At 43.1% G+C, this 25,302-nt stretch carries 25 protein-coding genes; 22 read left to right on the top strand and 3 right to left on the bottom strand.

Annotation, left to right across the window (positions count from 1 at the left end):
* Nucleotides 1-44: 44 nt before the first annotated feature.
* From BY457_RS11885 to BY457_RS11875, 3 genes are all read left to right on the top strand, one after another.
* Nucleotides 45-1,169, top strand: a complete 1,125-nt coding sequence (locus BY457_RS11885) for a universal stress protein (protein ID WP_106153544.1) — start codon at nucleotides 45-47, stop codon at nucleotides 1,167-1,169.
* Between the two features lie 522 nt (nucleotides 1,170-1,691).
* A complete protein-coding gene (locus BY457_RS11880; protein ID WP_106153543.1) occupies nucleotides 1,692-2,723 on the top strand; it encodes a threonine aldolase family protein in 1,032 nt (343 codons plus the stop codon).
* 142 nt (nucleotides 2,724-2,865) lie between these two features.
* On the top strand, nucleotides 2,866-3,531 hold the full coding sequence (locus tag BY457_RS11875; RefSeq protein WP_106153542.1) for a rhomboid family intramembrane serine protease: 666 nt from the start codon (nucleotides 2,866-2,868) through the stop codon (nucleotides 3,529-3,531).
* 181 nt (nucleotides 3,532-3,712) lie between these two features.
* On the opposite strand, the gene BY457_RS11870 is transcribed toward BY457_RS11875, so the two are convergent.
* Together BY457_RS11870 and BY457_RS11865 are read right to left on the bottom strand one after the other, a co-directional pair.
* Nucleotides 3,713-5,260, bottom strand: a complete 1,548-nt coding sequence (locus BY457_RS11870) for an oxaloacetate decarboxylase subunit alpha (protein ID WP_106153541.1) — start codon at nucleotides 5,258-5,260, stop codon at nucleotides 3,713-3,715.
* Between the two features lie 23 nt (nucleotides 5,261-5,283).
* Entirely contained in the window at nucleotides 5,284-5,664 is a 381-nt protein-coding gene (locus tag BY457_RS11865) for a biotin/lipoyl-containing protein (protein ID WP_106153540.1), read from the bottom strand.
* Nucleotides 5,665-6,270: 606 nt separating this feature from the next.
* Between BY457_RS11865 and BY457_RS11860 the strand changes: the two genes are divergently transcribed.
* The 18 genes from BY457_RS11860 to BY457_RS11780 all read left to right on the top strand — a co-directional run bounded on the left by BY457_RS11860 (nucleotide 6,271) and on the right by BY457_RS11780 (nucleotide 23,631).
* Entirely contained in the window at nucleotides 6,271-7,518 is a 1,248-nt protein-coding gene (locus tag BY457_RS11860) for a CinA family nicotinamide mononucleotide deamidase-related protein (protein ID WP_106153539.1), read from the top strand.
* Nucleotides 7,519-7,653: 135 nt separating this feature from the next.
* Nucleotides 7,654-7,896, top strand: coding sequence for a 50S ribosomal protein L28 (gene rpmB, locus BY457_RS11855; protein ID WP_010662881.1), 243 nt, complete (start codon nucleotides 7,654-7,656; stop codon nucleotides 7,894-7,896).
* 17 nt (nucleotides 7,897-7,913) lie between these two features.
* Nucleotides 7,914-8,102 (top strand): 50S ribosomal protein L33, encoded by a 189-nt coding sequence (gene rpmG, locus BY457_RS11850; protein ID WP_010662882.1) that lies wholly within the window; start codon nucleotides 7,914-7,916, stop codon nucleotides 8,100-8,102.
* 11 nt (nucleotides 8,103-8,113) lie between these two features.
* Nucleotides 8,114-8,266 carry a DUF4295 domain-containing protein gene (locus BY457_RS11845; RefSeq protein ID WP_106153538.1) on the top strand — a complete coding sequence of 51 codons (153 nt, stop codon included), beginning with the start codon at nucleotides 8,114-8,116 and terminating at the stop codon, nucleotides 8,264-8,266.
* 268 nt (nucleotides 8,267-8,534) lie between these two features.
* Entirely contained in the window at nucleotides 8,535-9,239 is a 705-nt protein-coding gene (locus BY457_RS11840) for a C39 family peptidase (protein WP_106153537.1), read from the top strand.
* Nucleotides 9,240-9,361: 122 nt separating this feature from the next.
* Nucleotides 9,362-10,873 carry a RimK family protein gene (locus BY457_RS11835; protein WP_106153536.1) on the top strand — a complete coding sequence of 504 codons (1,512 nt, stop codon included), beginning with the start codon at nucleotides 9,362-9,364 and terminating at the stop codon, nucleotides 10,871-10,873.
* Nucleotides 10,874-10,885: 12 nt separating this feature from the next.
* Nucleotides 10,886-12,121, top strand: coding sequence for a carboxylate-amine ligase (locus BY457_RS11830; protein WP_106153535.1), 1,236 nt, complete (start codon nucleotides 10,886-10,888; stop codon nucleotides 12,119-12,121).
* Nucleotides 12,114-12,854: an N-formylglutamate amidohydrolase gene (locus BY457_RS11825; RefSeq protein ID WP_106153534.1), complete on the top strand. Its 741-nt coding sequence runs from the start codon at nucleotides 12,114-12,116 to the stop codon at nucleotides 12,852-12,854. The genes BY457_RS11830 and BY457_RS11825 overlap by 8 nt, the downstream gene beginning before the upstream one ends.
* A 57-nt stretch (nucleotides 12,855-12,911) precedes the next feature.
* Nucleotides 12,912-14,954, top strand: coding sequence for a TonB-dependent receptor (locus tag BY457_RS11820; protein ID WP_106153533.1), 2,043 nt, complete (start codon nucleotides 12,912-12,914; stop codon nucleotides 14,952-14,954).
* Between the two features lie 354 nt (nucleotides 14,955-15,308).
* Nucleotides 15,309-15,602 carry a hypothetical protein gene (locus tag BY457_RS11815; RefSeq protein ID WP_106153532.1) on the top strand — a complete coding sequence of 98 codons (294 nt, stop codon included), beginning with the start codon at nucleotides 15,309-15,311 and terminating at the stop codon, nucleotides 15,600-15,602.
* A gap of 9 nt (nucleotides 15,603-15,611) precedes the next feature.
* On the top strand, nucleotides 15,612-15,902 hold the full coding sequence (locus BY457_RS11810) for a cell division protein ZapA (protein WP_106153531.1): 291 nt from the start codon (nucleotides 15,612-15,614) through the stop codon (nucleotides 15,900-15,902).
* Nucleotides 15,903-16,027: 125 nt separating this feature from the next.
* A complete protein-coding gene (rny, locus tag BY457_RS11805; RefSeq protein WP_106153530.1) occupies nucleotides 16,028-17,557 on the top strand; it encodes a ribonuclease Y in 1,530 nt (509 codons plus the stop codon).
* A gap of 183 nt (nucleotides 17,558-17,740) precedes the next feature.
* The gene (locus BY457_RS11800; RefSeq protein WP_106153529.1) at nucleotides 17,741-18,733 is read left to right on the top strand and encodes an SDR family oxidoreductase; all 993 of its coding nucleotides are present in this window, start codon (nucleotides 17,741-17,743) and stop codon (nucleotides 18,731-18,733) included.
* Nucleotides 18,734-18,809: 76 nt separating this feature from the next.
* Nucleotides 18,810-18,953: a hypothetical protein gene (locus tag BY457_RS19035; protein WP_181256467.1), complete on the top strand. Its 144-nt coding sequence runs from the start codon at nucleotides 18,810-18,812 to the stop codon at nucleotides 18,951-18,953.
* A 571-nt stretch (nucleotides 18,954-19,524) separates the two neighbouring features.
* The gene (gmd, locus tag BY457_RS11795) at nucleotides 19,525-20,640 is read left to right on the top strand and encodes a GDP-mannose 4,6-dehydratase (protein ID WP_106153528.1); all 1,116 of its coding nucleotides are present in this window, start codon (nucleotides 19,525-19,527) and stop codon (nucleotides 20,638-20,640) included.
* Nucleotides 20,640-21,728 (top strand): GDP-L-fucose synthase family protein, encoded by a 1,089-nt coding sequence (locus tag BY457_RS11790; protein ID WP_106153527.1) that lies wholly within the window; start codon nucleotides 20,640-20,642, stop codon nucleotides 21,726-21,728. The genes gmd and BY457_RS11790 overlap by 1 nt, the downstream gene beginning before the upstream one ends.
* Nucleotides 21,729-21,752: 24 nt before the next feature.
* Complete coding sequence (locus tag BY457_RS11785; protein WP_106153526.1) at nucleotides 21,753-22,205, top strand: DUF4625 domain-containing protein; 453 nt, start codon at nucleotides 21,753-21,755, stop codon at nucleotides 22,203-22,205.
* A gap of 250 nt (nucleotides 22,206-22,455) precedes the next feature.
* The gene (locus tag BY457_RS11780; RefSeq protein WP_106153525.1) at nucleotides 22,456-23,631 is read left to right on the top strand and encodes a MalY/PatB family protein; all 1,176 of its coding nucleotides are present in this window, start codon (nucleotides 22,456-22,458) and stop codon (nucleotides 23,629-23,631) included.
* Nucleotides 23,632-23,650: 19 nt separating this feature from the next.
* Here the strand turns inward: BY457_RS11780 and BY457_RS11775 are convergent, their stop codons facing one another.
* Entirely contained in the window at nucleotides 23,651-24,556 is a 906-nt protein-coding gene (locus tag BY457_RS11775; RefSeq protein WP_106153524.1) for a DMT family transporter, read from the bottom strand.
* Between the two features lie 122 nt (nucleotides 24,557-24,678).
* Between BY457_RS11775 and BY457_RS11770 the strand changes: the two genes are divergently transcribed.
* Complete coding sequence (locus tag BY457_RS11770) at nucleotides 24,679-25,302, top strand: energy transducer TonB (protein WP_106153523.1); 624 nt, start codon at nucleotides 24,679-24,681, stop codon at nucleotides 25,300-25,302.

Genomic DNA, 25,302 nt, shown 5'->3' with positions numbered 1-25,302 from the left:
CGTTTTTTTCTAACTTAATGGGAGATAATTCTAAATTCTAAGCTATGAAGGACGAAAAGATCATAACACTGGCTACCCGTACATTTGAACATGCTCAAATCATTAGATCTTTGCTTGAAAGCGAGGATATTGAATGTTTTTTGGAGAATGTCAACCTGATTCAGGGGGCTGTTTCCGAGGGAGTGAAAATCAGAATCCGGGAGACCGATCTTGAAAAGGCCGTTCAACTCATGGAAGAGGTTGAAAAACCCGAACTGATTAAAGCGGAGGAGCGTAAGCGCGGACGTCCCGGAAGAGCCCGTATCCTGTTACCCGTCGATTTTAGTGATTATTCCTCCAAAGCTGCGGAGATGGCCCTCGACTGGGCTGCCCGTTTGGATGCAGAAATAATGGTGCTGCATGTTTTTTACAACCCCGTAATTAATACGCTGCCCTTTACAGAAGCTTATGTGTACGATACCAGTATGGATGAGATGCTCATTGATTTGGAGGAGAAGGCTAAGGAGGATATGAAAGGGTTTATGAGCCATATGAAAAAGCGTAAGGCTGAAAAATCTTTTGACAACCTGGCCGTTAAGTCAAAATTGTTGCGGGGAGTAGCCGAGGATGAAATTATTCATTTCAGTGAAGAGTATCAGCCAACCGTTATTATTATGGGTACCCGGGGGAAAGACCGCAAAGCATCTGACCTGATCGGGAGTGTCACTGCTGAAGTGATGGAAGGGGCTAAAGTGCCTGTTCTTGCAGTTCCTGAAGATTTTAATTACAAAGGAATCGATCAAATAAAGAAAGTGTTGTATGCCACTAATTTTGAGGAATCGGACTTTGTGGCTCTGGACAAGTTGGAGAAACTGGTGAAGCCTCTGGATGTGGCCATTACGTTTGCACATGTTTGTGAGAAATCTTCGGTCAAATGGGACAACCTCAAGATGGAAGGCCTGAAAAAATATGTTTCGGAAAAATTTCCCAAAACAAAAATTGACTTCGATTTGGTAAAAAATGAAGATTTTTGGGTAGGGATGGAGAGCTACGTCAGAAGAAAAGATGTGGATATCATCAGCCTTACCACGCATCGAAGGAATATCTTCTCACGAATTTTTAACCCCAGTGTTGGTAAGAGGATGTTGTTTCACTCTACTACGCCATTGCTGGTCTTTCATGCCAGATAGTCCCAACTAAATAGTTTCTGTCCATAAAGTATCACTTGCGTCGTTACGCTTGCCGCCAAAATACTCATTTACGATTAGTAAACTGCGTTTTTGGCGGTTTCGCAAGCCCCCGAAAAAAATCGGGGCAGGCATTGTAACTGCACTTTCTTGACAAGCACATGATCAAAAACAAATTTTGCTTAGTTTAAGGATGGGCATTAAATTGTGCCTGTCTATAAACTAAGCGTTTTTCACGTGTTTGAAATAGAAAGTTCAAATTCAAGGCGTGTGAAAAATATAAACCGCAGAATACTAATGTATTTGAGGATTTAGATTTTGAGCAACAACGCAGAAGTTGGACTTTATAGACAAACACTAAATAGTGATGAACCAAAGCCTGTTTTGTCTGCTTTATGTCTGCAAAACAGGCTTTTTTTGTGTCAAACTTCATTCTGATATTAATGGAGTCATTTCCGAAAAAGTAAAAAAACATTACATTCGCATGACCTCCCAACCGAAAAATTAACCATAAATGATTTAAGAATGAAGGGATTTGCAAGTGATAATAATTCAGGTGTTCATCCTGATGTAATGAAGGCTATTGTTGAAGTAAACAAAGAGCATGCTGTCGGATACGGAGGGGATGAGGTAACCGCACGTGCCGAGGTGCTTTTTCAGAAAGTTTTTGGTGAGCAGGCCAGGGTGTTTTTTGTTTACAATGGTACCGGCGCCAACGTTATTGCCCTTCAGGCCATGACACGGCCATTTAACGCAGTGATTGCTGCGGATACTGCTCACATCAATGTGGATGAGTGCGGTGCTCCTGAGAAACATACAGGATGCAAAATGTTGACCATTAAAACCCCGGATGGAAAGCTGACTCCGGATTTAATTCAGCAACATCTGCATGGTTTTGGATTTGAACATCACTCACAGCCGGGGGTGGTCTCTATTACCCAATCTACTGAAATGGGCACTTTATATTCTCTTGAGGAATTAAAGCGATTGTCTGATTTTGTGCATTCCAATGGTTTGTTCCTTCACATGGATGGGGCGCGAATATCCAATGCCGCTGCTTCTTTAGGTTGCGACTTTAGAGAGATGACGACCGATGTTGGGGTGGATGTGCTGTCGTTTGGAGGTACCAAAAACGGACTGATGTTTGGAGAGGCGGTGGTTTTTCTGAATCCCGGTTTTGTGGAAAATGCAAAATACATTCGCAAACAAACAACTCAGCTTCATTCCAAGATGCGTTTTATTGCTGCCCAGTTTGAGGCTTTTCTGACCGATGGGTTGTGGAGAAAAAATGCGGAGCATTCCAACTATATGGCCAGTCTTCTGGCACGGGAACTTGAGTCGGTTAAGGAAGTTCAATTGACCCAGAAGCCACAGGCCAATGGTGTCTTTGCAATCGTTCCTCCACAGATTATTGAACCATTGCAGCAGAAGTATTTTTTCTATATGTGGGATGAATCCAGAAATGAAGTGCGCTGGATGACCTCTTTTGATACCACGGAGGAGGAGATTAAAGGATTTGTGACTGAAATAAAGATGTTGGTAGAGAATAGTCAGTAGAGAATAGTCAGTAGGGAATAGTCAGTAGGGAATAGTCAGTAGGGAATAGATAGTAGAGAATAGATAATAGTTAGTAATCAGCGAGAGCTACGAGTCAAGAGCTAACAGCCACGAACTAACAGCCAACAGCTAATCATATCTTATGACCAGTTTATCTGAGCAACATATCATAGCAGAACGGAAAAAGATACTTTACAGCAGTGTTTTCCCGTTATTTTTGTTGTTACTGATGTTTCTGGTGCATACAGTTCAGGTATTGGAGGATACCCACTGGTTTTTTCTTGGAGTTAAGCCCTTATCTGTAGAGGGACTTCCCGGAGTGTTATTGTCACCTTTTATTCATGCCGACTGGGGCCATCTGGGCGCCAATGCCGGACCGTTTCTGGTACTTACCTCTGTGTTGTTTTATGTGTATCGCGATATTGCGCTGAAAGTATTTATCTGGATTTATGTGCTCGCAGGTATATGGTTGTGGTTTGGCGCCCGGGACGCCTGGCACGTTGGAGCCAGCGGCCTGGTTTATGGTGTCGCTTCATTTCTTTTCATCAGCGGAATTATCCGAAACTATGTACCACTGATTGCATTGTCCATGATGGTGGTCTTTCTCTATGGCAGCTTGTTTTGGGGAATTTTCCCAGTGGAATGGCTGGTGGATTATTCATGGGAGGCCCATATGTGGGGGGCTTTGGCCGGGGTGGTAACAGCCGTGGTGTTTCGCAAAGAAGGTCCGCAAAAACCACCTCCTCCCGTGGAGGATGAATGGGAAGAAGAATCTGAGGGTGAATCATGGGCAAAACTCACTGATTAGCATAACTACCAATTCTGAATTTATGTAGTGAAGGAATTTTAATGAGTGCAAATTCCGGATGTGTTCCAGGTTTATGCATCAGGCAGAAAAGTATTATCAGATTTTCTCAAAAAAGAACAAACAAAAACGCCCGGCTTTCACCGGGCGTTGCTGCTTTTAAACCAATAAGGAGAATTAGCTTTTAGCGGTTCAGGCGACCTGACAATACCCACGGGCTAACAACCTGTCTGAAACCCCGAACGGCATACTGGGTGCCCGGCTCTGCTTGTGCAGCAACAGCTGCTGAAATCACAGCTGCCAATTCTTCCTCATTTTCTTCTTCACCATTGCTTTCTGCTGCAGGAGCTGCTTTTGCAGCCGGCTTGGGTTCTTCCGGAGCAGTAAGTGTTCCGTTTTTCCGCATTTCGAAGAACTTTTTTGCTACCTGTGGCAAAAGTGCATAGGTGAGTACATCTTCATCCTGAGTGATGAGATCTTTTATCTCTTCTCTGGTTTTATCAAGTTCCGGTGCAATAAGATCGGCCGGTCTGCATGTAATTGCCTCTTCGTCGCCCAGAATTTTTTTCTTGATTTCATCAGAAATAGGTGCAGGAGGAGTTCCGTATTCTCCTTTTACCACACCTTTTGATTCCTTTGGAACCATCTTGTAACGTTCGCCCATCAGTACGTTGAATACTGCCTGGGTACCAACAATTTGACTGGATGGAGTTACCAGCGGCGGATAACCGAAGTCTTTACGTACACGGGGCACCTCTTCAAGCACAGCTTCGTATTTATCCATAGCGTTGGATTGCTGAAGTTGTGATACTAGGTTGGATAACATTCCACCCGGAACCTGATAAATCAAGGCATTGGCATCAACTCCCAACATCTTGGGGTTGAGCAGGCCTGACTCCAGCCATTTGTCTTTCAATGGACGCATGTAAGCGGCCAATTCACTGAGTTTTACCAGATCTAAGCCGGTATCCCGCTCAGTTCCCTGAAGAGAAGCAACCAACGGCTCTGTTGCAGGCTGAGAAGTTCCGCCGGCCATGGGAGAGAGCGCTGTGTCCACAACATCCACACCTGCTTCAATCGCTTTAAGGTAGGTCATGGAGGCAACTCCACTGGTATAGTGTGTGTGAAGTTGAACGGGAACTTTTATTGTTTCCTTGATGGCCTTGATAAGGTTGTATGCATCATAGGGTTTCAGCAATCCTGCCATATCCTTGATGCAGATGGAATGGGCGCCCATATCTTCCAGACGCTTGGCATCCTTGGCAAACATTTCCAGATTGTGCACCGGACTGGTGGTGTAACTGATACATCCCTGAGCGTGTCCACCTTCTTTGATACAAGCTTTAATGGCTGTTTCCATATTTCGGGGATCGTTCAGTGCATCAAAAATACGAATGATGTCCATCCCGTTGGCCACAGCTTTTTGTACAAAATATTCGACTACATCGTCGGCATAATGCTTGTATCCAAGGAGATTCTGTCCGCGCAGCAACATCTGCAACGGAGTCTTTTTGGCCTTTGCTTTGATTTTCCGCAGGCGCTCCCAGGGATCTTCATTCAGGAAGCGAATGCAGGCATCGAAAGTTGCTCCACCCCAGGCCTCTAGTGAGTGGTAACCTATATCATCGAGTTGCTCAATCATCGGGAGCATCTCTTCGGTTTTCATACGCGTGGCAATCAGTGACTGGTGCGCATCGCGTAGAATTGTTTCTGTAATTCCAACTTTACCCATATACAATCGACAGTTTTACGGGGTTATGCAATAATAATCAATTCCTGACCTGCTGCAATGGCATCGCCTTCGGCTACATTGATGGCAGCAACTTTTCCGTCAACAGGAGAAGTAAGGTCGTTTTCCATCTTCATGGCTTCAAATACCAAAAGGGTCTGACCTTTTTTTACTTCATCACCTTCAGCAACCAACATTTTAAACACGCTGCCAGGCATTGGAGCAGTTACTTTTTCTCCCCCTTTAGATGAAGTTTTGGGTTTTGATGACTTAATCTGACTCGGACTTACGCCACTTTTCATTTTTGGTGCAGATTTCAGGGTCTGGAAAGCACCTCCGGTAGTTCTTACCTCTTCAACATCTACTTCGTACTGTTTTTCGTTTACGGTAATCAAATACTTTTTCATGACAGGTTGTTTTTAATTGTTTTTCATTTTTATTTTGGTGTAAAATTAGATGTGCAGAATTAAAGAAAAAAATCTTTAATAATCATTAACTACCACAATAAGTTAGATATGTAGATAAAAAGAAGTAACTGTAATAGTGTTATATACGTTCATTTCCGTGTTTTAATTAAAGAAATGTTGCAGTAATTTATGTTTTAAAACATGAAAATTGACCCTAAATGTGCAATGTTCAAGTCTGAAATAGAGACCTTGTTTTTGCATTTGTTAACTAAAATGCAGAAATATTTCTTTAATTAGTTTTTGATTCTTTATATCCATTTTTTTTGAAGGCAATTTTTCACCCAAAAGATTAACTTTGTGTTTTTCGGAAATCCGACATCGTGATCGATTATTTGTGAATAATTCATTCCTCTTAAAAGCGAAGTTTTTTCCTTTTTTAGGAATACATGATGTTGTTGTGTTATTTTAAGGCCGAAGGTCTTTAAGCAATAGGCTGGGGAAACGCCCTTGGCTATTTCTATCAGACTTTCAGCCTGTTTACATTTTACCTGCTAGTTGAAAATAAACATTTCATTTATAAGGTAGGGTAAAAACTATGTTTATCTGATGGTAGAAATTATTACAATAGGAGATGAGTTACTGATTGGTCAGGTTACAGATACCAACTCTGCCTGGATGGGGCGGGAATTGAATAAGGCCGGTTTCGATGTTCAACGCATTACATCTGTCAGCGATAAGAAAGAAGAAATTAAGGATGTGCTCGAAAAGGCAACACAGAGGGCCAAAATTGTACTCATGACCGGAGGGCTTGGACCAACCCGTGATGACATAACCAAAAAAACGCTGTGTGAATTTTTCGATACGCATTTGGTTTTTAATGAAGAGGTGTTTGGTGATATTCAGAAGTTTTTGAAAGGTCGCGTAAAAAGCATCAATGAACTCAACAGAGAACAGGCCCTGGTGCCCAAGAAATGTGATGTAATACGAAACCCTATGGGCACTGCACCCATAATGTGGTTCGATTACAATGACAGTGTGGTGGTGTCGATGCCCGGCGTCCCGTCGGAAATGAAACGGGTTATGAGTGAACGCATTATTCCCCGGTTGATACAAAAATACCGGCCGGGTATCATTATTCATAAAACCATTCTGATACACAATATCCCTGAAGCGGTTCTGGCAGAGATGCTCACGGATTGGGAGGATGACCTTCCACCGGAAATTAAGCTTGCTTATTTGCCTGCTCCGGGAAGAATTCGTTTGCGTTTGTCCGCTCGTGGTGATGATGCCAAAACCTTAGAGACAAAAATTGCGAATGCTGTTGATGGTTTGAAACCCATTGTTGGTGATAATATTTACGGGGATGAAGATTTGCCTGCTTCCGATATTTTTGCTGAGTTTTTCCGCAATACAGAAAAGTCGCTGGCTCTGGCGGAGAGTTGTTCGGGAGGGTATCTTGCACATCTGGTAACTTCAGTGGCTGGATCTTCAGACTATTTTAAAGGAGGCATGGTTACTTATTCCAACGAATTGAAACAGCGGTTATTGGGGGTGAGAGAACGGGATCTGAAAGAGTTTGGTGCAGTGAGTAAGCAGGTGGTTGAGCAGATGGCTCTGGGAGTGTTAGATATCACAGATGCGGATTATGCCATTGCTACCTCGGGTGTTGCCGGTCCCGGTGGCGGAACCAATGAAAAACCTGTTGGCACCGTTTGGATTGCCTGGGCTGCATCAGGGAAGGGAGTTGTGAGCAAATTATTTAACTTTGGGAAATATCGCGAGCGCAACATTATGCGAACCTCAGAAACAGCTTTGATTGAATTGATGCAGATGATGAAAAAGGGGGAGATCTGATAACGAAGTAAAACCTACTGTTTGTTGCATCATGGCCCTATTGGTGAAAAATATAAAAGAAAAAGTTTGTTTGTTTTAAGAAAAATGCCGTATTTTGCGCTCTGTTTGAAAAACGTATCGAAAAACGGTTGAGCAATGTCAAAAGTTTGTGAAATAACAGGAAAAAGCTTTCAGGTAGGAAACAACGTTTCCCACTCAAAGAGAAGAACCAAAAGGAGGTTCAATCCAAACCTTTTCAATAAGAAGTTTTATTTACCCGAAGAGGACCGTTGGGTTAGCCTGAAGGTATCTGCCTCAGGGCTTAGGCTGATCAATAAAGTGGGCGTAAAAGCTGCACTGGAGTCAGCCAAAAAGAATGGTTTTATTTCAAAATACTAAAAAACGGAGGGTAAATTATGGCTAAGAAAGGTAAAGGAAACCGCGTTCAGGTGATTTTGGAATGCACCGAACACAAAGAGAGCGGAATGCCCGGGACTTCACGGTATATCAGTGTGAAAAATCGTAAGAACACCCCGGATCGTCTTGAATTGAAAAAGTATAACCCTGTTTTGAAGCGTTATACTGTTCATCGTGAAATCAAATAAAACAGTAGATCATGGCTAAGAAAGCAGTAGCATCAGTACAAAAAGGTGCAGGTAAAGGACATACCAAAGTTATTAAAATGGTGAAGTCATCTAAAACCGGATCTTACTCTTTTCAGGAAGATGTAGTGCCAAACGATTTGGTAAAAGACTACTTTAAAAAGTAATTTCCTGTGCTCACGTTGTGAGACGTACGATACATAAACCCTCTTCGGTTCTCCGGAGAGGGTTTTTTATGCTTTATAGCCGGGAGAAAATATTATTTCTTTTCCCGGCACTCCGCAATCGCAGGTTTATTGCAGATCTAACGAAGCAATCTCCATATTTTCCGGGCATATATGATTTTTGGGATAGCCTAAAAATATTTTCTGGATGCTGATACATTCAATGTAAAAATGTTCTAATATTACATCGGTATTTTTTATTGATGTAACCATGAAAAACAGGCACTTTGTCAGCATACTTTCGCAGCCTGACGATTCTACCTGCGGACCTACAAGCCTGCATGCCGTGTATCGCTACCTGGGAGAGGATCTCTCTCTGGATGAGGTGGTGAAGAGTGTGAATTATCTTCCTGAAGGGGGGACATTGGCTGTGATGCTGGGAATGGATGCCCTCAAAAGAGACCTGAAAACCAGGATTTACTCCTATAACCTGAAGATGTTTGATCCTTCCTGGGAAGATTTTTCTTCCAATGAATTGATTGAACGGCTGGAACTTCAATTGCGCTATAAACACGGAAAGAAGTTTTTGCAGGCAACCCGGGCCTATCAGCAATATTTGCAGATGGGGGGAGAAATTGTGTTTGAAGATCTGAACCGGTGCATCTTTGAGCGTTATCTGCATCAGGGCATACCTGTATTAACCGGTCTGAGTGCCACTTATCTCTATAAATCCAAACGGGAATATACAGATCATAAGGACCGGTCTGTTTATCATGATTTGAAAGGTGAACCAATGGGGCATTTTGTTGTGCTCAGTGGAATGGACAAAGATCGGGTCTTCATCGCCGATCCCTATAAAGAAAATCCCATTTCGGGAGATAACTATTACCAGGTGGATGTTCATCGCCTGATAAACTCCATTTTGCTGGGCATTGTAACGTATGATGCCAATATGCTGGTCCTGTTCAAAGATTAGTGTTTAATCAGTATATAATTAAACTAAGTTATTGGTCTGATGGAACTCGCATGTAAGAACTTATACATATTCTCTTGTGGCAATCGTTGTCATGCTCGTTTCTTTAATTCTTAATTTTTTACGTGAAGAAGATTATTGTAATCAACAAACCCTCGCATTGGGGTTTGGATATTCCGGGAGTGGATGTAATCTCTCCCCGAAGATATTTGAGTGATTCCGGCTTCTCTAAGCTCCGGAATGTAAGAGTTTTCAATCTCTCTAATGATTATGCCTATCAAACCCGCGGGTATTATGTCTCTTTACTGGCTGAAGCAAGAGGCCATAAGGTAGTTCCCTCGGTTAAGAATATTCTGGATCTCCGGGAAAGGGCTCTGGTAAAAAGTGTTTCGGATGATCTGGACGACTTGATACAAAAGAGTTTGAAAAGAATCCGGTCACAGGAATTTGTATTGAGTATTTATTTCGGCCAGAATATATCTATTCAGTATGCACGTCTGGCCAAAGAATTGCATAAGTTGTTTCAGGCACCATTCCTGCGTGCCCGCTTTGTGCATAACGGACGGAAATGGGAGGTTTTTTCCATTCGTACCATTCCTTTTAAGGAAGTTCCTGAGCATCATCTCCCGTATCTGGAGAATTTTGCCATCGAATACTTTAAGCGAAAGCGCTATGATCTGGCCCGGCCCGGAAAGTATATTTACGATCTGGCCATTCTTGTCAATCCGGATGAAACGTCTCCTCCTTCTAATAAAAAAGCGCTGGCTGCTTTCGAGGAAGCTGCCTCAAAGCTTGGCTGTTATGTGGAGTTTATTACCAAAGAGGATTACAATCGCATCGGGGAGTTCGATGCACTGCTTATCAGGGAAACTACTGCAGTGAATCATCATACATACCGCATGGCCCGGCGAGCTCAGAGTGAAGGATTGGCGGTTCTGGATTCCCCCGATTCCATTTTGAAATGTGCCAATAAAGTTTATCTGACCGAATTGTTGCGCAATGCCAAAATACCTACTCCCAAAACTTTGGTTTTATTGTCTGATAATCCGCGGGATGCTGATTCTCTCGGATTTCCATGTGTGCTGAAATTACCTGATTCTTCTTTCTCTCAGGGAGTTGTAAAGGTGAACAGTAAAGAGGAGTTTAAAGATAAGGTTAAGGAGATGCTGAAGGCGTCTGACTTATTGATTGCTCAGGAATTTATGCCTACCGACTATGACTGGCGGGTAGGGATTCTCAACAATGAGGTCTTGTTCGTTTGTCGTTATTACATGGCTTCGGGACACTGGCAGATTTACAACTGGAACAGCAAAAAGAAGTCTGAAGTAGAAGGCAATTTTGACATTCTGGAACCTGCAGATGCTCCCGTACAGGTGCTCGAAATTGCATTGAAAGCAACCAGACTGATTGGAAATGGTCTTTACGGAGTGGATATTAAAGAGCTGGATGGAAAACCTTTTGTCATTGAGATAAATGACAATCCCAACATCGATGCCGGAGTGGAGGATGGATTGTTGAAGGAGGAGATTTACAGAAAGATTGTGCTGTTTTTACTGGAACAGATCAATGGCTCTGCTCTCAAACAATTGCCGGACGATAAAGGCAGAAACAAAAAGTTAAAGAATTCCCTCTTTTAATAAAACCGAGAAATGACAAAACATCATCCTTTTCATCTCTTTGAGGTTACCGGGGTAGAGCTTGAATACATGATTGTGGACCGGGACACCTTAAATGTAATGCCTGTTTGTGATCAGCTGTTACAGAAGGTCACCGGAGAGATTACGTCCGATTTTGAAAACGGGACTGTTGCCTGGAGCAATGAACTGGTAAATCATGTTGTTGAGTTGAAGACCAATGGGCCTGTGGCCGGTATCAGCGGCCTTCATCACGATTTTCATACCAATATTACAGAAATTAACAATATCCTAAGTGATTTTAATGCACAACTGATGCCCGGGGGAGCCCATCCGTGGATGAATCCACACACCGATACGCATTTGTGGCAACATGAATACAATGAGATTTATAGCCTTTACAACAGAATTTTTGATTGCCGGGGGCATGGATGGAGCAACCTTCAAAGTACGCATATCAACTTGCCATTTTCAGGAGATGAGGAGTTTGGCCGCCTTCATGCTGCCATTCGGATGGTATTGCCAATAATTTCTGCCATTGCTGCCTCCACACCTTTTCTGGATGGTCGGTTTACCGGGTTTCATGACAGCAGGCTGGAGGCGTACCGTCACAACCAGCAGAAAATACCATCCATTGCCGGAGTCATTGTTCCCGAACAGGTTTTTAGCAAAGAGGCCTATTTTCAAAGGATTTTTGCCCCCATAATTAGAGATATTGCTCCATTTGATAAGGAAAATGTGTTGGATAAGCATTTTCTAAATTCCCGGGGTGCTATTTCCCGGTTTGACCGTGGGGCTATTGAAATCCGGGTTGTTGATAATCAGGAAGCTCCTTTGGCAGATCTGGCCATAGTAGATGCCATTACCGGATTGGTGAAACTGATTGTTGAGGGTGCATTTTTACCATTTGAGGAGCAAATACAGTGGCACGAGAACCGTTTGGCAACCATTTTTCAGGCAATCATACGTGAATCCGGAAGCACCCTGATTGATGATCCTGAATATCTGAAGTTCTGGGGATGTAATGAGAAAAGGATAACAGCCGGAGAGCTTTGGCATTTTCTGAAACCTTCTCTTCAGAATGTGATGGATCCTGAATACTACCGGGTCTTCTCAGAAATTGTGAATTCCGGATCGTTGGCTCAACGGCTCCTGAACGCAATGGATGGAGACTTCTCAATGACCAACTTTTGTCGTGTTTATCGTGAATTGGCCGGATGCCTGGGAGAAAACAGGTTGTTTGGTGTTTAAAAGATGGATTGATCTGAAGATGGTGAAAGGAGCTTTCCCCGGCAAAATTGCTGTTGTGCTTTCCTGTGAGCATGGCGGAAATGTTGTTCCTGATGCTTTCAGCGGTTTGTTCAGGAATGCTTCCGGGATTCTTGCCTCTCACAGGGGGTGGGATCCGGGCGCTCTTGATCTTTTCATGGAAATGGGGGATGCAGGAGTCGATTTTTCCCTGTTTTCTGAAACTACCAGACTGTTGATAGACTTGAATCGTTCACTGAATAAAAGCTCTTTGTTTTCTGAGTTTACCCGATTGCTGGAAGAAGTTCAAAAAAGGACTATTATAGACCAGTATTACCAGCCTTTCAGGGAAAAGTTTTCTGCTCATTTGAAATCTCTGACAGATGAAAAACGGTTTGTTTTGCATGTTTCGGTACACTCTTTTACTCCGGTTTTTGAGGGGAAGGAGCGAAATGCCGATGTCGGGCTGCTCTATGATCCCGGTTTTGGTCTGGAGAAAGAGATTTCCTTATTGTGGAAGAAAAAAATGGCTGCCCGGTTGCCAGGTTTGCATATTCGGATGAATTATCCCTATCTGGGTAAAAATGACGGCCATGTTTTTGCTTTACGGAACCAGTTTGGCCCTGAAAATTATGCCGGTATTGAACTTGAAGTTAATCAGAAATATGCTTTCAGTAAGCAATTCAACCAAAGCTTTTGTGGCGTTTTTAAAGATTTTTTGAGTGTTTTGAGATAGTGCAGAGTGTTTTCTTTATGGTTACCTTTGCGCCTTTATTAATCTCAAAAAATTTTTATGATGATCAAAAAATTTATTTCAATTATCAAAACGCTGAGGTTTACTCGTTGGGAACATCGTAGTTATGCCGCATTCAATACTTTGCATCGCGAGGTGAAAATCGGTATGCTGGCCGCTTCATATTTTATCTGTCTTGGCTTTATGAATACCTTCGCTCAAACTGAAACTGATTCCATTACCAACAAAATCCGCCTTGCCGAAGTTCAGGTGACTGCTCACCGCGCGCCTTCGCTATACTCAGAGGTGGGGCGAATGATCACGGTTATCCCCCGGAGTGAGATTGAAGCTTTGCCTGTGCAGAGCGTTCAGGGACTACTCAGGTATATGATGAATGTGGATGTGCAGGAGCGTGGTCCCTTGGGTGTTCAGGCCGATTTGAGCCTGCGGGGAGGTTCGTTTGATCAGGTTATGATTTTGCTCAACGGGATGAACATTACCGATCCTCAGACGGGGCACCATAATTTGAATCTGCCGGTTGACCTGAACAGTATTGAACGTATAGAGGTGATTGAAGGGCCGGCAGCCCGAGTGCATGGGCCCAATGCATTCAGCGGGGCAATCAACATTATTACCGCGACCTCTAAGCAAAATAAAGTTTCTGCTAATGTGATGGCCGGTGAACACGGACTCTACAATGCCGGAGCAACCTTAAACCATAACATTGGAAATACCACCAGTTTTCTTTCTGCAAGCAAAGGGGGCAGCAATGGGTATATTGAAAACACTGACTTTGACCTGATGAATCTGTTTTATCAGTTAAGATTCCACCAGAACAATGAAGAGCTGAATTTTCAGACCGGTTATACCACCAAAGCTTTTGGAGCCAACTCCTTTTACAGTGCCGCATATCCCAATCAATATGAAGAAACCCGCACTTTTTTCTCTTCTCTGGGGTTCGAAACCGGGAATGTCATAAAATTAAAACCATCACTTTACTGGCGTCGCCACCACGACCGTTTTGAGCTGTTCCGGGGTGGGAACAATGCGCCCGACTGGTACACCAATCACAATTATCACCTTACCGATGTTTATGGTGGAAACATTAATGCAACCATCCCCTGGTCATGGGGCAAAACATCGGTTGGGGGAGAGCTTCGTTCAGAAAATATCTGGAGCAATAATATAGGAAACGAGCTGGAGCAACCGCTTGAAGTTCCGGGAGAAGAGGATGTTTACTTTACCAAAAGCTACAGTCGGACCAATACTTCCTTGTTTTTGGAACACAACGTTAAAATTGGAAACTTCTCTGTTTCCGGAGGTGTGATGGCCAATTTTAATTCAGGGCTGGATTACCGGCTCAACTGGTTTCCGGGGGTGGATGTGAGTTATTGGGTCTCTCCACGCGTTAAATGGCTGGCCAGCTACAACCAGTCGCTTCGGATGCCCACTTTTACCGATTTATCTTACAATAGTCCCATTCACGTGGGAAATTCCGATCTGGAGCCCGAAGAGGCTGCCACCATTGAAACGGGATTGAGATATGTGAGTCCCGCAATATCTGGACATCTGAATGGTTTTTTCCGTCGTGGGAAAAACCTGATCGACTGGGGAAGACCTGAGGGGCAGGAAGAATATACCACTACCAATGTGAATGAAATAGATGCTTACGGAGTAGAGGTAATGGCAACAATCTTCCCTTCCAGGCTGGGACTTCCGTTTGTGGAAAAACTGGAGGCGGGATATGCCTGGCTGGATCAGGATAAAAAGCCCGAAGCCGGCTATGAGTCACGTTATGTGCTCAACCATGTGAAGCATAAGTTGAATGTGGGTGTTCAGCATAAAATAATTGAAAATATTTCTGCAAGGTGGAATTTTCTATACCAGGACAGAGTGGGGGCCTACCAAAATTCAACAACCAATAACCTGATGGATTATTCTCCTTTTCTGATTGCTGATTTGCGCCTGACATGGAATCACAAGACCTGGCGCGTCTTTACGGAAGCTACAAATTTGTTCGATAAGGAATACTATGATATGGGTGAACTTGCACGTCCCGGAAGGTGGATTAAAGCAGGTATTCAACTGAAGTTTGATTATTAAAGGTTTGGGGAGCGATGCGTTTTGGCAATCGTTCCCCAATGATTTTTCTTATTCTATTTCCAATATTGAAAAATAAAATACTTTTTTCTGTTGCGAATTTTGGGTAATTATGAAACAATGTTAATTTTGTACTGGAATATGCATAAAACCGATTTTAGGTTTGCCTAAAGAAATGGTTTAAATGAGTATTTACAGAATGCTATATTTTAAGGAATAAGCAGAAAAAGAAGTGTCTCTGTTTGCTGAAGGGACTTTCACTTTACATTTGATTCAATACAGGTGGTAAACATCGTCAGGTATTCGGTTGTTGGTATCTGTAGGAAATCGAAGATAATTATTACGAATAATTGAACAATGGTTGATCCAAATACAGATTTGGTTGTTGAATTGGGAACCCGGGTTGACCGACTGGTGCAGCTGTACCGTGATGCAAAGCGTGAAAATGAAAGGTTGAAGAATGAAGTATCACAGCTTACCGGTCAGTTAAAGGAGGCTGTTAACAGCAAAACAGACCTGGAAGAGCAACTTGGGAATACCAAAATGGCAAAAGTGCTGGAGAGCGCACCCGAAGATGTTCAGCAAACAAAGAGCAGGATTAACCAGATTGTGCGGGAAATTGATAAGTGCATTGCACTTTTAAATCGTTAAGTACGTTAAATGGATGACAAGCTTTCCATACGAGTAAATGTGGCAGACCGTTATTATCCGCTGAGAATTGACAGGGATGATGAGGAGAAGATCAGGAAAGCTGCCCGTCTTATTAATGAGAAAGTTTTACAGTATAAACAACGGTATCACGACAAGGATGTCCAGGATTTTCTGGCCATGGCTTCACTTCAGTATGTTATTAAGATGTTGGAACTTGAAAACAAACATGATTATTCACCGATTGTTGATGCCGTAAAAGACTTGAACGATAAAATTGATGCAATCCTGACAGAAGAGTAGATATTTTTGTTTAGATAAGTTGCCCGCACTTTTCCTGAATGTATTGATGCTTTGTGCTTCAATGCTTTATTGATTTTCAGGACAAAGGTGCGGTTTTTTTGTATCATTAGTTTAAAAACGAAACAATGGAAATAGTAATAGCAATAGTTGCCTTTCTGGCCGGTGGCGGTTTGATATGGGTGCTGCTCAATACAGCGCTTAAGTCCAAATCCCGCAAGGTAATCCGGGAGGCAGAAGCAGAGGCCGAAGTCATCAGAAAGGATAAGATACTTCAGGCGAAGGAGAAATTTCTGCAACTGAAAGCAGAACATGAAAAGGAAATTAATGCCCGAAACTCAAAGATTGTTGCTGCTGAAAACAAATTGAAGCAGAAAGAATCCACCTTTTCGCAGAAAATGGAGGAGTTGCAGCGTAAAAAGAAAGAGACCGACGCTATCCGCGAAAATCTGGATCAACAACTGGAGTTGGTGGAGAAGAAAAGTGAAGATCTGGACAGAACTCATAAAAGACAGGTGGAGCAACTGGAGGCTATCTCCGGAATGTCGGCCGATGAAGCCAAAGAGATGTTGGTGGAATCGCTTAAAGCGGAGGCCAAAACCGAAGCAATGTCGTACATCAACGATATTATGGATGAGGCCCGTATCAATGCAAATAAGGAGTCTAAACGTATTGTTCTCCAGACCATTCAGCGCACTGCAACCGAAACAGCCATTGAAAACTCTGTGACCATATTTCACATCGATTCCGATGAGATTAAGGGTCGCATCATCGGGCGTGAAGGACGAAACATCAGAGCTTTGGAAGCTGCCACCGGTGTTGAAATTATTGTGGACGACACTCCTGAAGCCATTGTTCTCTCTGGCTTTGATCCCATGCGCCGTGAGGTAGCCCGACTGGCATTGCACCAGTTGGTGACCGATGGCCGTATTCACCCCGCCCGTATTGAGGAGGTGGTTAATAAGGTGCGCAAGCAGGTGGAAGAGGAGATGATCGAAAATGGTAAACGCACTGCCATTGACCTTGGGGTTCATGGTTTGCACCCTGAATTGATTAAGCTGATCGGTAAGATGAAATATCGTTCTTCTTACGGACAGAATCTGCTTCAGCACAGTCGGGAAACCGCAAATCTCTGTGCCATAATGGCCTCCGAACTCGGGTTAAATGCCAAAAGGGCCAAGCGAGCCGGACTGTTGCACGATATCGGTAAGGTAAGTGACGAAGATCCGGATTTGCCGCACGCCATTCTGGGTATGAAACTGGCCGAGAAATATAAAGAGAAACCGGATATTGCAAATGCCATTGGTGCCCACCACGATGAGGTGGAGATGACCAGCATGATTTCGCCCATTGTTCAGGTTTGTGATGCCATTTCAGGTGCACGACCCGGTGCTCGCCGTGAGGTGGTAGAAGCTTATATCAAGCGTCTGAAGGACCTGGAAACGCTTGCCCTTTCGTATCCCGGAGTTTTAAAAACCTATGCCATTCAGGCCGGACGTGAATTGAGAGTAATCGTAGGTAGTGAAAAAGTTAGCGATCATGAGGCGGATCAGCTTTCAGCAGATATCGCCCGTAAAATCCAAACCGAGATGACTTATCCCGGTCAGGTTAAGATTACAGTTATCAGGGAAACACGAGCCATTAATTATGCAAAATAAATTGAGGAATGAAACGAGCATGGAACTTTGATTCCTCAAACTTGCCACAAAAGAGCATGTATAAAAGGATTGCGAGTTCCATCCGGCCATAATAAGTAAATTTTATACGGATGAAATAAAAAAAAGCGGCATTTGCCGCTTTTTTTTTGGAAATTTGTCAGAGTTTAATGGAAAATTTTAAAAATGAGAGAAATAAGACAAAAAAAAGTATTGGTAACCGGTGGAGCCGGATTTATTGGGTCCAATATTATTGAAAAGTTGCTGCAACAGGAGAATCAAGTTACCTGTCTGGATAATTTCTCCACCGGGAAACCTGAGAATATTGCTCCATTTAAAGAAAATTCTGCATTTACACTGCTTGAGGGAGATATCAGGAATCTTGAGGATTGCCGAAAAGCGGTGGAAGGAGTGGAGATTGTTCTGCATGAAGCTGCACTGGGGAGTGTCCCACGTTCCATCAATGATCCCATCACTTCCAACGATGTGAATGTGGGTGGTTTTCTGAATATGCTGGTGGCAGCAAGAGATGCCGGGGTGAAACGATTTGTTTATGCTGCAAGTTCGTCAACTTATGGCGACAGTGAGGTGATGCCTAAAGTTGAAGATAAAATTGGCAAGCCGCTTTCTCCTTATGCCATAACCAAATATGTGGATGAATTGTATGCCGATGTTTTTGGCAAGCTCTATGGAATGGAATTAATCGGACTTCGGTATTTCAATGTTTTTGGCCCCAGGCAGGATCCCAACGGGGCTTATGCTGCTGTAATTCCCAAATTTGTGAGTGCACTGATTGACGGTAAGTCCCCCGTAATTAACGGAGACGGTACCTTTTCGCGTGATTTTACCTTTGTGGCCAATGTTGTTCAGGCCAATGAACTTGCGGCTTTAGTAGAGGCGCCGGAAGCGGTGAACACGGTTTACAATGTGGCTTGTGGCGAGCGAACTTCCCTGAACGAATTGATTGGTCACTTGAAGAATTTGCTTGCGGAGTATGATGGTAAAATAGCTGATGTGAGCATTCACTATGGTCCTGAACGAGCAGGGGATGTCCCTCACTCACTGGCTTCAGTGAAAAAAGCGAAAACACTCTTAGGTTATGAACCGTTGTTTAAAGTAGGTGACGGACTTAAAGAGGCAATTCATTGGTATTGGGAGAATTTGTCGGGGAAAAAATGAAACGGGCATGATGTTTTTAAGTGGGTATAGTTTCAAATAACTACATTCAGAGATTGCTTCGGGATAAACCCTCGCAATGAGCAGATTAGGTGCGGAGGATTCTTTGGCAAGCAAAGCAGCAAGGCTGAGCGCCAATCCTCCGTTTAAGATAAAACGGCGGATCGGCTTCGGCTTTGCCGCTTTCCCACGAAAGAATCCGCCGCACCTGCTCAACGAATAACTTTTCCCAGAGTTTTTACATTGAGCATCTTAGTTTGTTCATTGCGAGGGCAACGCCCGAGACAATCTCTAATTGCAATAACATTATTTTAAACTATGGCCAATTTTAAAAGAATGAAACGAGCATGGCAATGGTTGCCCCCAAAGAATATGTATAAGTTCTTGCATGCGAGTTCCATCCGACCTTGAGAAATTAATTTTATACGGATGAATAAAGCAGTCCTCCCAAAAGCGAGGCTTTTCCTTTTAGAGGAATACATAATATTGTTGCGTTTTTTAAGGCCGAAGGTCTTTAAGCAATAGCCTGGGGCAACGCCCCAGGAAAATTGAAACACCCACCCCTCTCTCATTATTGGTCGCGACGCCACCAATAATGAGAGGGGGAATGAGGAATACCTCAAAACCCAGGGTGTTGCCCTGGGATATTGCTCTCAGGCTTTCAGCCTGTTTACATCGTACCTGTTTTATGTATAAAGCAAGTTGATTTCTATCTGCTTATTTTATGGGAGAGTTGCTTAATTGTTGTAAATTTGTAACTTTTTAAACAGAAACTTACATAATCTATATAAGCGATGGCAAAAGTAGCACTCATTACCGGTATTACGGGACAGGATGGCGCCTATCTTTCGGAATTTCTTCTGAAAAAGGGGTATATCGTTCATGGAATTAAGAGACGCAGTTCTCTGTTTAATACCGATCGTATTGATCATTTGTATCAGGATCCTCATGTGGAGCACCGTAACTTCTTTCTGCATTATGGCGACCTTACCGATTCCACGAATCTGATACGCATCATTCAGGAGATTCAACCAGATGAGATTTATAACCTTGCAGCCATGTCGCATGTTCAGGTAAGTTTTGATACTCCTGAATATACTGCCAATGCCGATGGAATAGGCACCCTGAGAATTCTGGAAGCCATTCGCCTTTTGGGATTGACAAAAAAGACCAGGTTTTATCAGGCTTCCACCAGTGAGTTGTACGGAATGGTTCAGGAAGTTCCTCAAACAGAACGGACTCCTTTCTACCCACGTTCACCTTATGCGGTTGCTAAACTTTATGGTTACTGGATTACGGTAAATTATCGTGAGGCTTATGATATGTATGCCTGCAACGGTATTTTGTTTAACCATGAGTCCCCTATCCGGGGGGAGACTTTTGTGACCCGAAAAATCACAAGAGCCACAGCTCGTATAGCATTGGGTTTGCAGGACAAGATATTTCTCGGTAACCTGTCGGCTAAGCGTGACTGGGGGCATGCCAAAGATTATGTGAAAGCGATGTACCTGATGCTTCAGCAGGATAAACCGGAGGATTTTGTGGTGGCTACCGGTGTTACTACCGAAGTACGTGAGTTTGTGAAACTCGCCTTTGCTGAAGCAGGTATAGAGGTGGCGTTTAAAGGTGATGGAGTTGAAGAGAAGGGTTATGTAGTTGCTTGCAATAATCCTGAATATCAATTGGAAAAAGGCAAATGTGTGGTTGAGGTTGATCCGCGGTACTTCCGGCCTACCGAAGTGGAGTTGCTGATTGGAGATCCCACAAAAGCCAAAGAGAAGATGGGCTGGGAGCCGGAGTATGATTTGAAAGGTCTGGTAGAGGATATGATGGAAAGTGACCTGAAACTCATGAAGCGGGATAAGTTTTTGAATGATGGTGGATATCAAACGCTCAACTATTACGAATAATGGATAAAAACAGTAAGATATTTATTGCAGGACATCGGGGACTTGTAGGATCGGCCATCAGGCGTGAACTGGAGGCTTCCGGTTATCACAATCTGCTTCTTCGTTCCAGGACAGAACTTGATCTTCTGAATCAAAAAGAGGTGGAGGATTTCTTTGAAACAGAAAAACCGGAATATGTTTTTCTGGCAGCCGCCCGGGTGGGAGGCATTTTGGCTAATGATACCTATCGTGCCGAATTTATTTATCAAAATACGCAGATTCAGAATAATATCATCCATTTTTCATGGAAGTCCGGGGTCAGAAAACTTTTGTTTTTGGGTAGCTCTTGCATCTACCCCAAAGCCTGTCCCCAGCCCATGAAAGAGGAACATTTGCTTACCGATGTGCTCGAATATACCAATGAGCCTTATGCCATTGCCAAGATTTCGGGAATGAAAATGTGTGAATCCTATAACCTGCAGTACGGAACCGATTTTATTTCCGTTATGCCCACCAATTTATATGGCCCCAATGACAATTACAATTTGTTGGGTTCTCATGTTTTACCGGCTCTGATACGGAAAATGCACTTGGCGGGAATGTTGATGAACAATGATTTTGAAGGCATTCGTAACGATTTTAAGGTGAATCCCGTAGAAGGTGTGGAAGTGAACGGAAATGATGATGAACTTACGGATGCTTTGGAAAAATTTGGTATATTTAAAGCTGATAATACAGTGGAACTGAAGCTCTGGGGTTCAGGAACACCGCGCAGAGAATTCTTGCATTCCACAGATTTGGCACGAGCCTGTATCTTTTTGATGGAGCAGGTTAGTTTTAAAGACATCGTAAAAGAGCGGGGTCTTAATGAGGTTAGAAACACACATATAAATATTGGAGTGGGAGAGGATCAGTCCATTGCGGAACTGGCTGCTCTTGTACAGAAAATTACCGGTTTCGAAGGTAGGTTAGCGTGGGATGAGACCAAGCCGGACGGTACCTTTAGGAAGTTACTTGATGTTTCCAGATTGAATAATCTGGGCTTTAAAGCATCTATTTCGCTTGAGGAAGGTATTGAGGCTGTTTATCAGGAATATAAATCCAAATAATTTGAAATTAATAATCTTTGTTTTATGAAAATGAACCGTTTAAATCCCCTGTTGTTTTTAATGACTTTTATGGTATCGTTTGGATTTGTTGCCTGTGGTGGTGATGATGATGACAACAAGGAAGAACCCGTGGATACTGAGAATCCGGTGATAGTGATCACTACTCCTGAAGAAAATGGTTCCTATAGTAAAACAGCTCGTGATTTTTTTATTTCAGGTGAATTTACCGATAATGTTGCTTTGGATTCGTGCACTTTCTCTTTGAGCATTTTAAAAAGTATTGATGATGAACCATGGAGTTCTGATCCTGTAGGGATTTCTATTACAACAGGTGATAGCTATTCTTTTAACGAAGAGTATTTTGGCAAAATTCCAGGTGATAGTAAAGAAGGAATTTACACATTGACTGTAGAACTAATTGATGCTGCTGGCAATACTGCTCCGGTAAAAACAATCTCATTTAATATTACCGAATAGTAAGTTTTTAGCCCTGCCTTATACATAAGACTGGTAAGGTATAATCAGGCTAAAAGCCTGAGAGCAATAGCCTGGGGCAACGCCCTGGGGTTAGAGGTATCCGCTACGCCTTCTCTCTTATTGGTCGTAAAGCGACCAATAAGAGAGGCTAAGTTGCCAATAATATCAAAAGACATCTACGCCTTTGGGGGTGGGTGTCTTTTTTGTTATATTACCGGCACAGATATTTTTGATGATAAAAAAGAGAGAAATGAATTTTGATAAAATAATTGACCGAAGTGGCACAAATGCCCTTAAACTGGAGTTCAGAGAACGTTTGTTTGGCACCAATGAGGTGATTCCTTTGTGGGTGGCAGATATGGATTTTAAAGCTCCGCAAGAGGTTGTAGAGGCCATCCGGAAAAGGGCTGCTCATCCTTTGTACGGATATACCAATAGGGATGAGGAATTTTTTCAGCGCATAGTGGAGTGGCAGAAAAAGAGGCATAGGTGGCATGTTTCACGCGAATGGGTGGAGTTCATGCCGGGAGTGGTTCCCACTTTGATAATGGCCATTCAGACCTTTACCAATGAAGGCGATAAGGTGGTTATCCAACCGCCCGTATATCCACCGTTTTTTGATGTGGTGAAGGATCACGGAAGAGTGATTGAAGAAAATGCGCTGCTGAATACCCAAAAGGGATACCGGATGGATTTTGAACATTTGGATAAGATTACTTCTTCCAACGATGTGAAAATGCTGATTTTGTGTCATCCACACAATCCGGTTGGCAGAGTATGGAGCAGGGAAGAACTGACTACCCTGGGAGCTGTTTGCCAAAAAAATAATGTGCTGATTGTTTCGGATGAGATACATGCAGATCTGGTGCATGGAGATCAGCCTCATATTCCTCTGGCTTCCATCAGTCCCGAATTGGCTGAGAATACCATTACCTGCATGGCGCCCAGTAAGACTTTTAATATTGCCGGATTGAACACTTCTTACATTATCATACCCAATGAAAAGCTGAGAAAGGGAATGCAAAAAATTTTGCAGAGCTCTCATCTTTTTACCGGTAATATGTTTGGTGCTGAAGCGCTGAAAGCGGCCTACAAAGACGGAGAGATCTGGCTGGATGCTCTATTGGAATACATCAGGGGAAACATCGACTATGTAATGGATTTTGCGGAGGAGAATATGCCTGAGGTACAGATTCATAAACCCGAAGCGACCTATCTGATGTGGCTTGATTTCACAGCCTGGGGAATGTCAGATGCACAGTTGAGGAAGTTTATGGTTGAAAAAGCAGGCCTCGGACTTAATTACGGGCCGACATTCGGAAGTCAGGGATCAAACTTTCAGCGTCTGAACGTGGCTTCCTCCAGAAAAGTTATTGAAAAGGCAATGGCTCAACTGTTGGAGGCCCGCAATCAGATTGCTCATTAGCTTTTTGTTGTTTGTGATTTTAATCCCGGGGCATTTTGGGGGCTTTTCTTTTTTTAATGAATTTTCGGTTTAAAACTGGAAATAGAAATACTGCTGCCAGGATGGTCAGTGTGCCCAGGTAAAAACCTCCGGACATAAGCTCTGATTCTCCAAAAAAGACAAATGCAAGTAAAATTCCGTATATGGGTTCCAGATTGATTGTCAGTACCACGGTATAAGCCGAAAGTACATCCATCACTTTTACACTCTCGGCAAAAGCATAGGCCGTACAAACTACGCCCAGCAACAATAGAAATAACCAGTCGCTCCAGACGGGGAGTTGGAGACCGGCTTCGAAAGTGCCGCTAAAAAGCATGTATAAGGTAATTCCCGCAAAACCACCGCCCATTTCGTAAAAACTTATTACCAGCGGTCGGTGTCTGGCAATCATTACTTTGTTCAGTACCGTAAATAACCCGGCCAGAAAAGCCGAGATAAGGGCCGTTATGATTCCGGTGATGTAATCGGGCTCGAACTGAAAAATCATATACAAGCCCGCAATAATAAGTACTCCCGTAACTACTTCGATCCATACTAGTGGCCTGCGGACCAATGCAGGCTCCAAAAGGCTGGTAAATAGTGTGGTGGAAGCCAGGCAACCAAGGGCAACAGAAATGGTGCTTATTTTGATGGCATGAAAAAAGGTAATCCAGTGAAAGGCAACTACAAAGCCAATGCCAATGAGTTGGACAACCGTTTTCCGGTCCACCGATAATTTCCGGCCTCTCATTTGAAGCAACACCCCTAATGCAAGGAATGCAATCAACATGCGGTACCATACCAGCTGGATGGCATCCAGAGTGATGAGTTTCCCCAAAATGGCAGTGAATCCGTATATGAAGACTACCAAATGAAGTTTGAAAAGGCTTTTTGTTACTATTTGCATGGATGTACCTGATTAATCCCGCAAATTTGTTGTTTTTATTTTGTTTCGGCAATGATCTTTACAATTGTTTTGGTATAATTATTGATGATTTTTGATCAAACCTAATTTTAATACCTACCGTCATGAAAAAAATCAAATTACTTACCGGCACATTGATGTTTTGTTTTCTGAGTATGGCATCTGTTTCTTTTTCTCAATCAGAAACTGTGGCTCAGGATGTTGATAAAGAGGCTAAGTTTAAAGGGAAGCCCAGAAACATTGCTTCTTTTCATGAGAAGTACATGAAGTATCCGGATGAAGCCCGCCTTGAGATGATTGAAGGTACCGTTCTTCTGGAGGCTGTTGTTACCTCTGACGGAAAGTTGATGGAACCTGAAATCATCAATGGTGTGGATCCTCTGCTGGATAGTGAAGCATTGCGCCTGGCAAGGTTGATGCAGGATTGGAAGCCGGCACAAAAAAACGGACAAGAGGTCGATTCGCGGGTTCGTATTCCCGTTAAGTTTACCTTGTCAGAGGAAGAACGAGCTTTCATGCAAACCCTCCGGAAAAATGGCCTTACGGAACAGATGCCTCTTTTTGTCATTGACGACAAAATTGCTAAAGCATACATCAAAGTCCCTCACTATAATGTAAAGTCAGTAAGGGTGTTGAAAGGCGAAAAAGCGGTTGAGAAATATGGCCCCGATGCACAAAACGGAGTTGTAATTATTACCACCAAACGGGGAACACCACCTATCAGGTAA

The organism is Marinilabilia salmonicolor (assembly GCF_003003035.1).
In the GTDB taxonomy this organism is placed as follows: Bacteria; Bacteroidota; Bacteroidia; order Bacteroidales; family Marinilabiliaceae; genus Marinilabilia; species Marinilabilia salmonicolor_A.
Note: the sequence above shows the minus strand (reverse complement) of the source record. Positions and strands in the feature narration are given on the sequence as shown.

Coding starts and splice junctions, on each gene's coding strand:
- rpmG (WP_010662882.1), top strand. CDS start 7,914: ATGGCTAAGAAAGGTAAAGGAAACCGCGTTCAGGTGATTTTGGAATGC.
- BY457_RS11800 (WP_106153529.1), top strand. CDS start 17,741: ATGAGAGAAATAAGACAAAAAAAAGTATTGGTAACCGGTGGAGCCGGA.
- BY457_RS11830 (WP_106153535.1), top strand. CDS start 10,886: ATGACAAAACATCATCCTTTTCATCTCTTTGAGGTTACCGGGGTAGAG.
- BY457_RS11885 (WP_106153544.1), top strand. CDS start 45: ATGAAGGACGAAAAGATCATAACACTGGCTACCCGTACATTTGAACAT.
- BY457_RS11820 (WP_106153533.1), top strand. CDS start 12,912: ATGATGATCAAAAAATTTATTTCAATTATCAAAACGCTGAGGTTTACT.
- BY457_RS11860 (WP_106153539.1), top strand. CDS start 6,271: ATGGTAGAAATTATTACAATAGGAGATGAGTTACTGATTGGTCAGGTT.
- BY457_RS11870 (WP_106153541.1), bottom strand. CDS start 5,260: ATGGGTAAAGTTGGAATTACAGAAACAATTCTACGCGATGCGCACCAG.
- BY457_RS11775 (WP_106153524.1), bottom strand. CDS start 24,556: ATGCAAATAGTAACAAAAAGCCTTTTCAAACTTCATTTGGTAGTCTTC.
- BY457_RS11865 (WP_106153540.1), bottom strand. CDS start 5,664: ATGAAAAAGTATTTGATTACCGTAAACGAAAAACAGTACGAAGTAGAT.
- BY457_RS19035 (WP_181256467.1), top strand. CDS start 18,810: ATGAGCAGATTAGGTGCGGAGGATTCTTTGGCAAGCAAAGCAGCAAGG.
- BY457_RS11770 (WP_106153523.1), top strand. CDS start 24,679: ATGAAAAAAATCAAATTACTTACCGGCACATTGATGTTTTGTTTTCTG.
- BY457_RS11875 (WP_106153542.1), top strand. CDS start 2,866: ATGACCAGTTTATCTGAGCAACATATCATAGCAGAACGGAAAAAGATA.
- rpmB (WP_010662881.1), top strand. CDS start 7,654: ATGTCAAAAGTTTGTGAAATAACAGGAAAAAGCTTTCAGGTAGGAAAC.
- BY457_RS11785 (WP_106153526.1), top strand. CDS start 21,753: ATGAAAATGAACCGTTTAAATCCCCTGTTGTTTTTAATGACTTTTATG.
- BY457_RS11840 (WP_106153537.1), top strand. CDS start 8,535: ATGAAAAACAGGCACTTTGTCAGCATACTTTCGCAGCCTGACGATTCT.
- gmd (WP_106153528.1), top strand. CDS start 19,525: ATGGCAAAAGTAGCACTCATTACCGGTATTACGGGACAGGATGGCGCC.
- BY457_RS11880 (WP_106153543.1), top strand. CDS start 1,692: ATGAAGGGATTTGCAAGTGATAATAATTCAGGTGTTCATCCTGATGTA.
- BY457_RS11845 (WP_106153538.1), top strand. CDS start 8,114: ATGGCTAAGAAAGCAGTAGCATCAGTACAAAAAGGTGCAGGTAAAGGA.
- BY457_RS11790 (WP_106153527.1), top strand. CDS start 20,640: ATGGATAAAAACAGTAAGATATTTATTGCAGGACATCGGGGACTTGTA.
- rny (WP_106153530.1), top strand. CDS start 16,028: ATGGAAATAGTAATAGCAATAGTTGCCTTTCTGGCCGGTGGCGGTTTG.
- BY457_RS11810 (WP_106153531.1), top strand. CDS start 15,612: ATGGATGACAAGCTTTCCATACGAGTAAATGTGGCAGACCGTTATTAT.
- BY457_RS11815 (WP_106153532.1), top strand. CDS start 15,309: ATGGTTGATCCAAATACAGATTTGGTTGTTGAATTGGGAACCCGGGTT.
- BY457_RS11780 (WP_106153525.1), top strand. CDS start 22,456: ATGAATTTTGATAAAATAATTGACCGAAGTGGCACAAATGCCCTTAAA.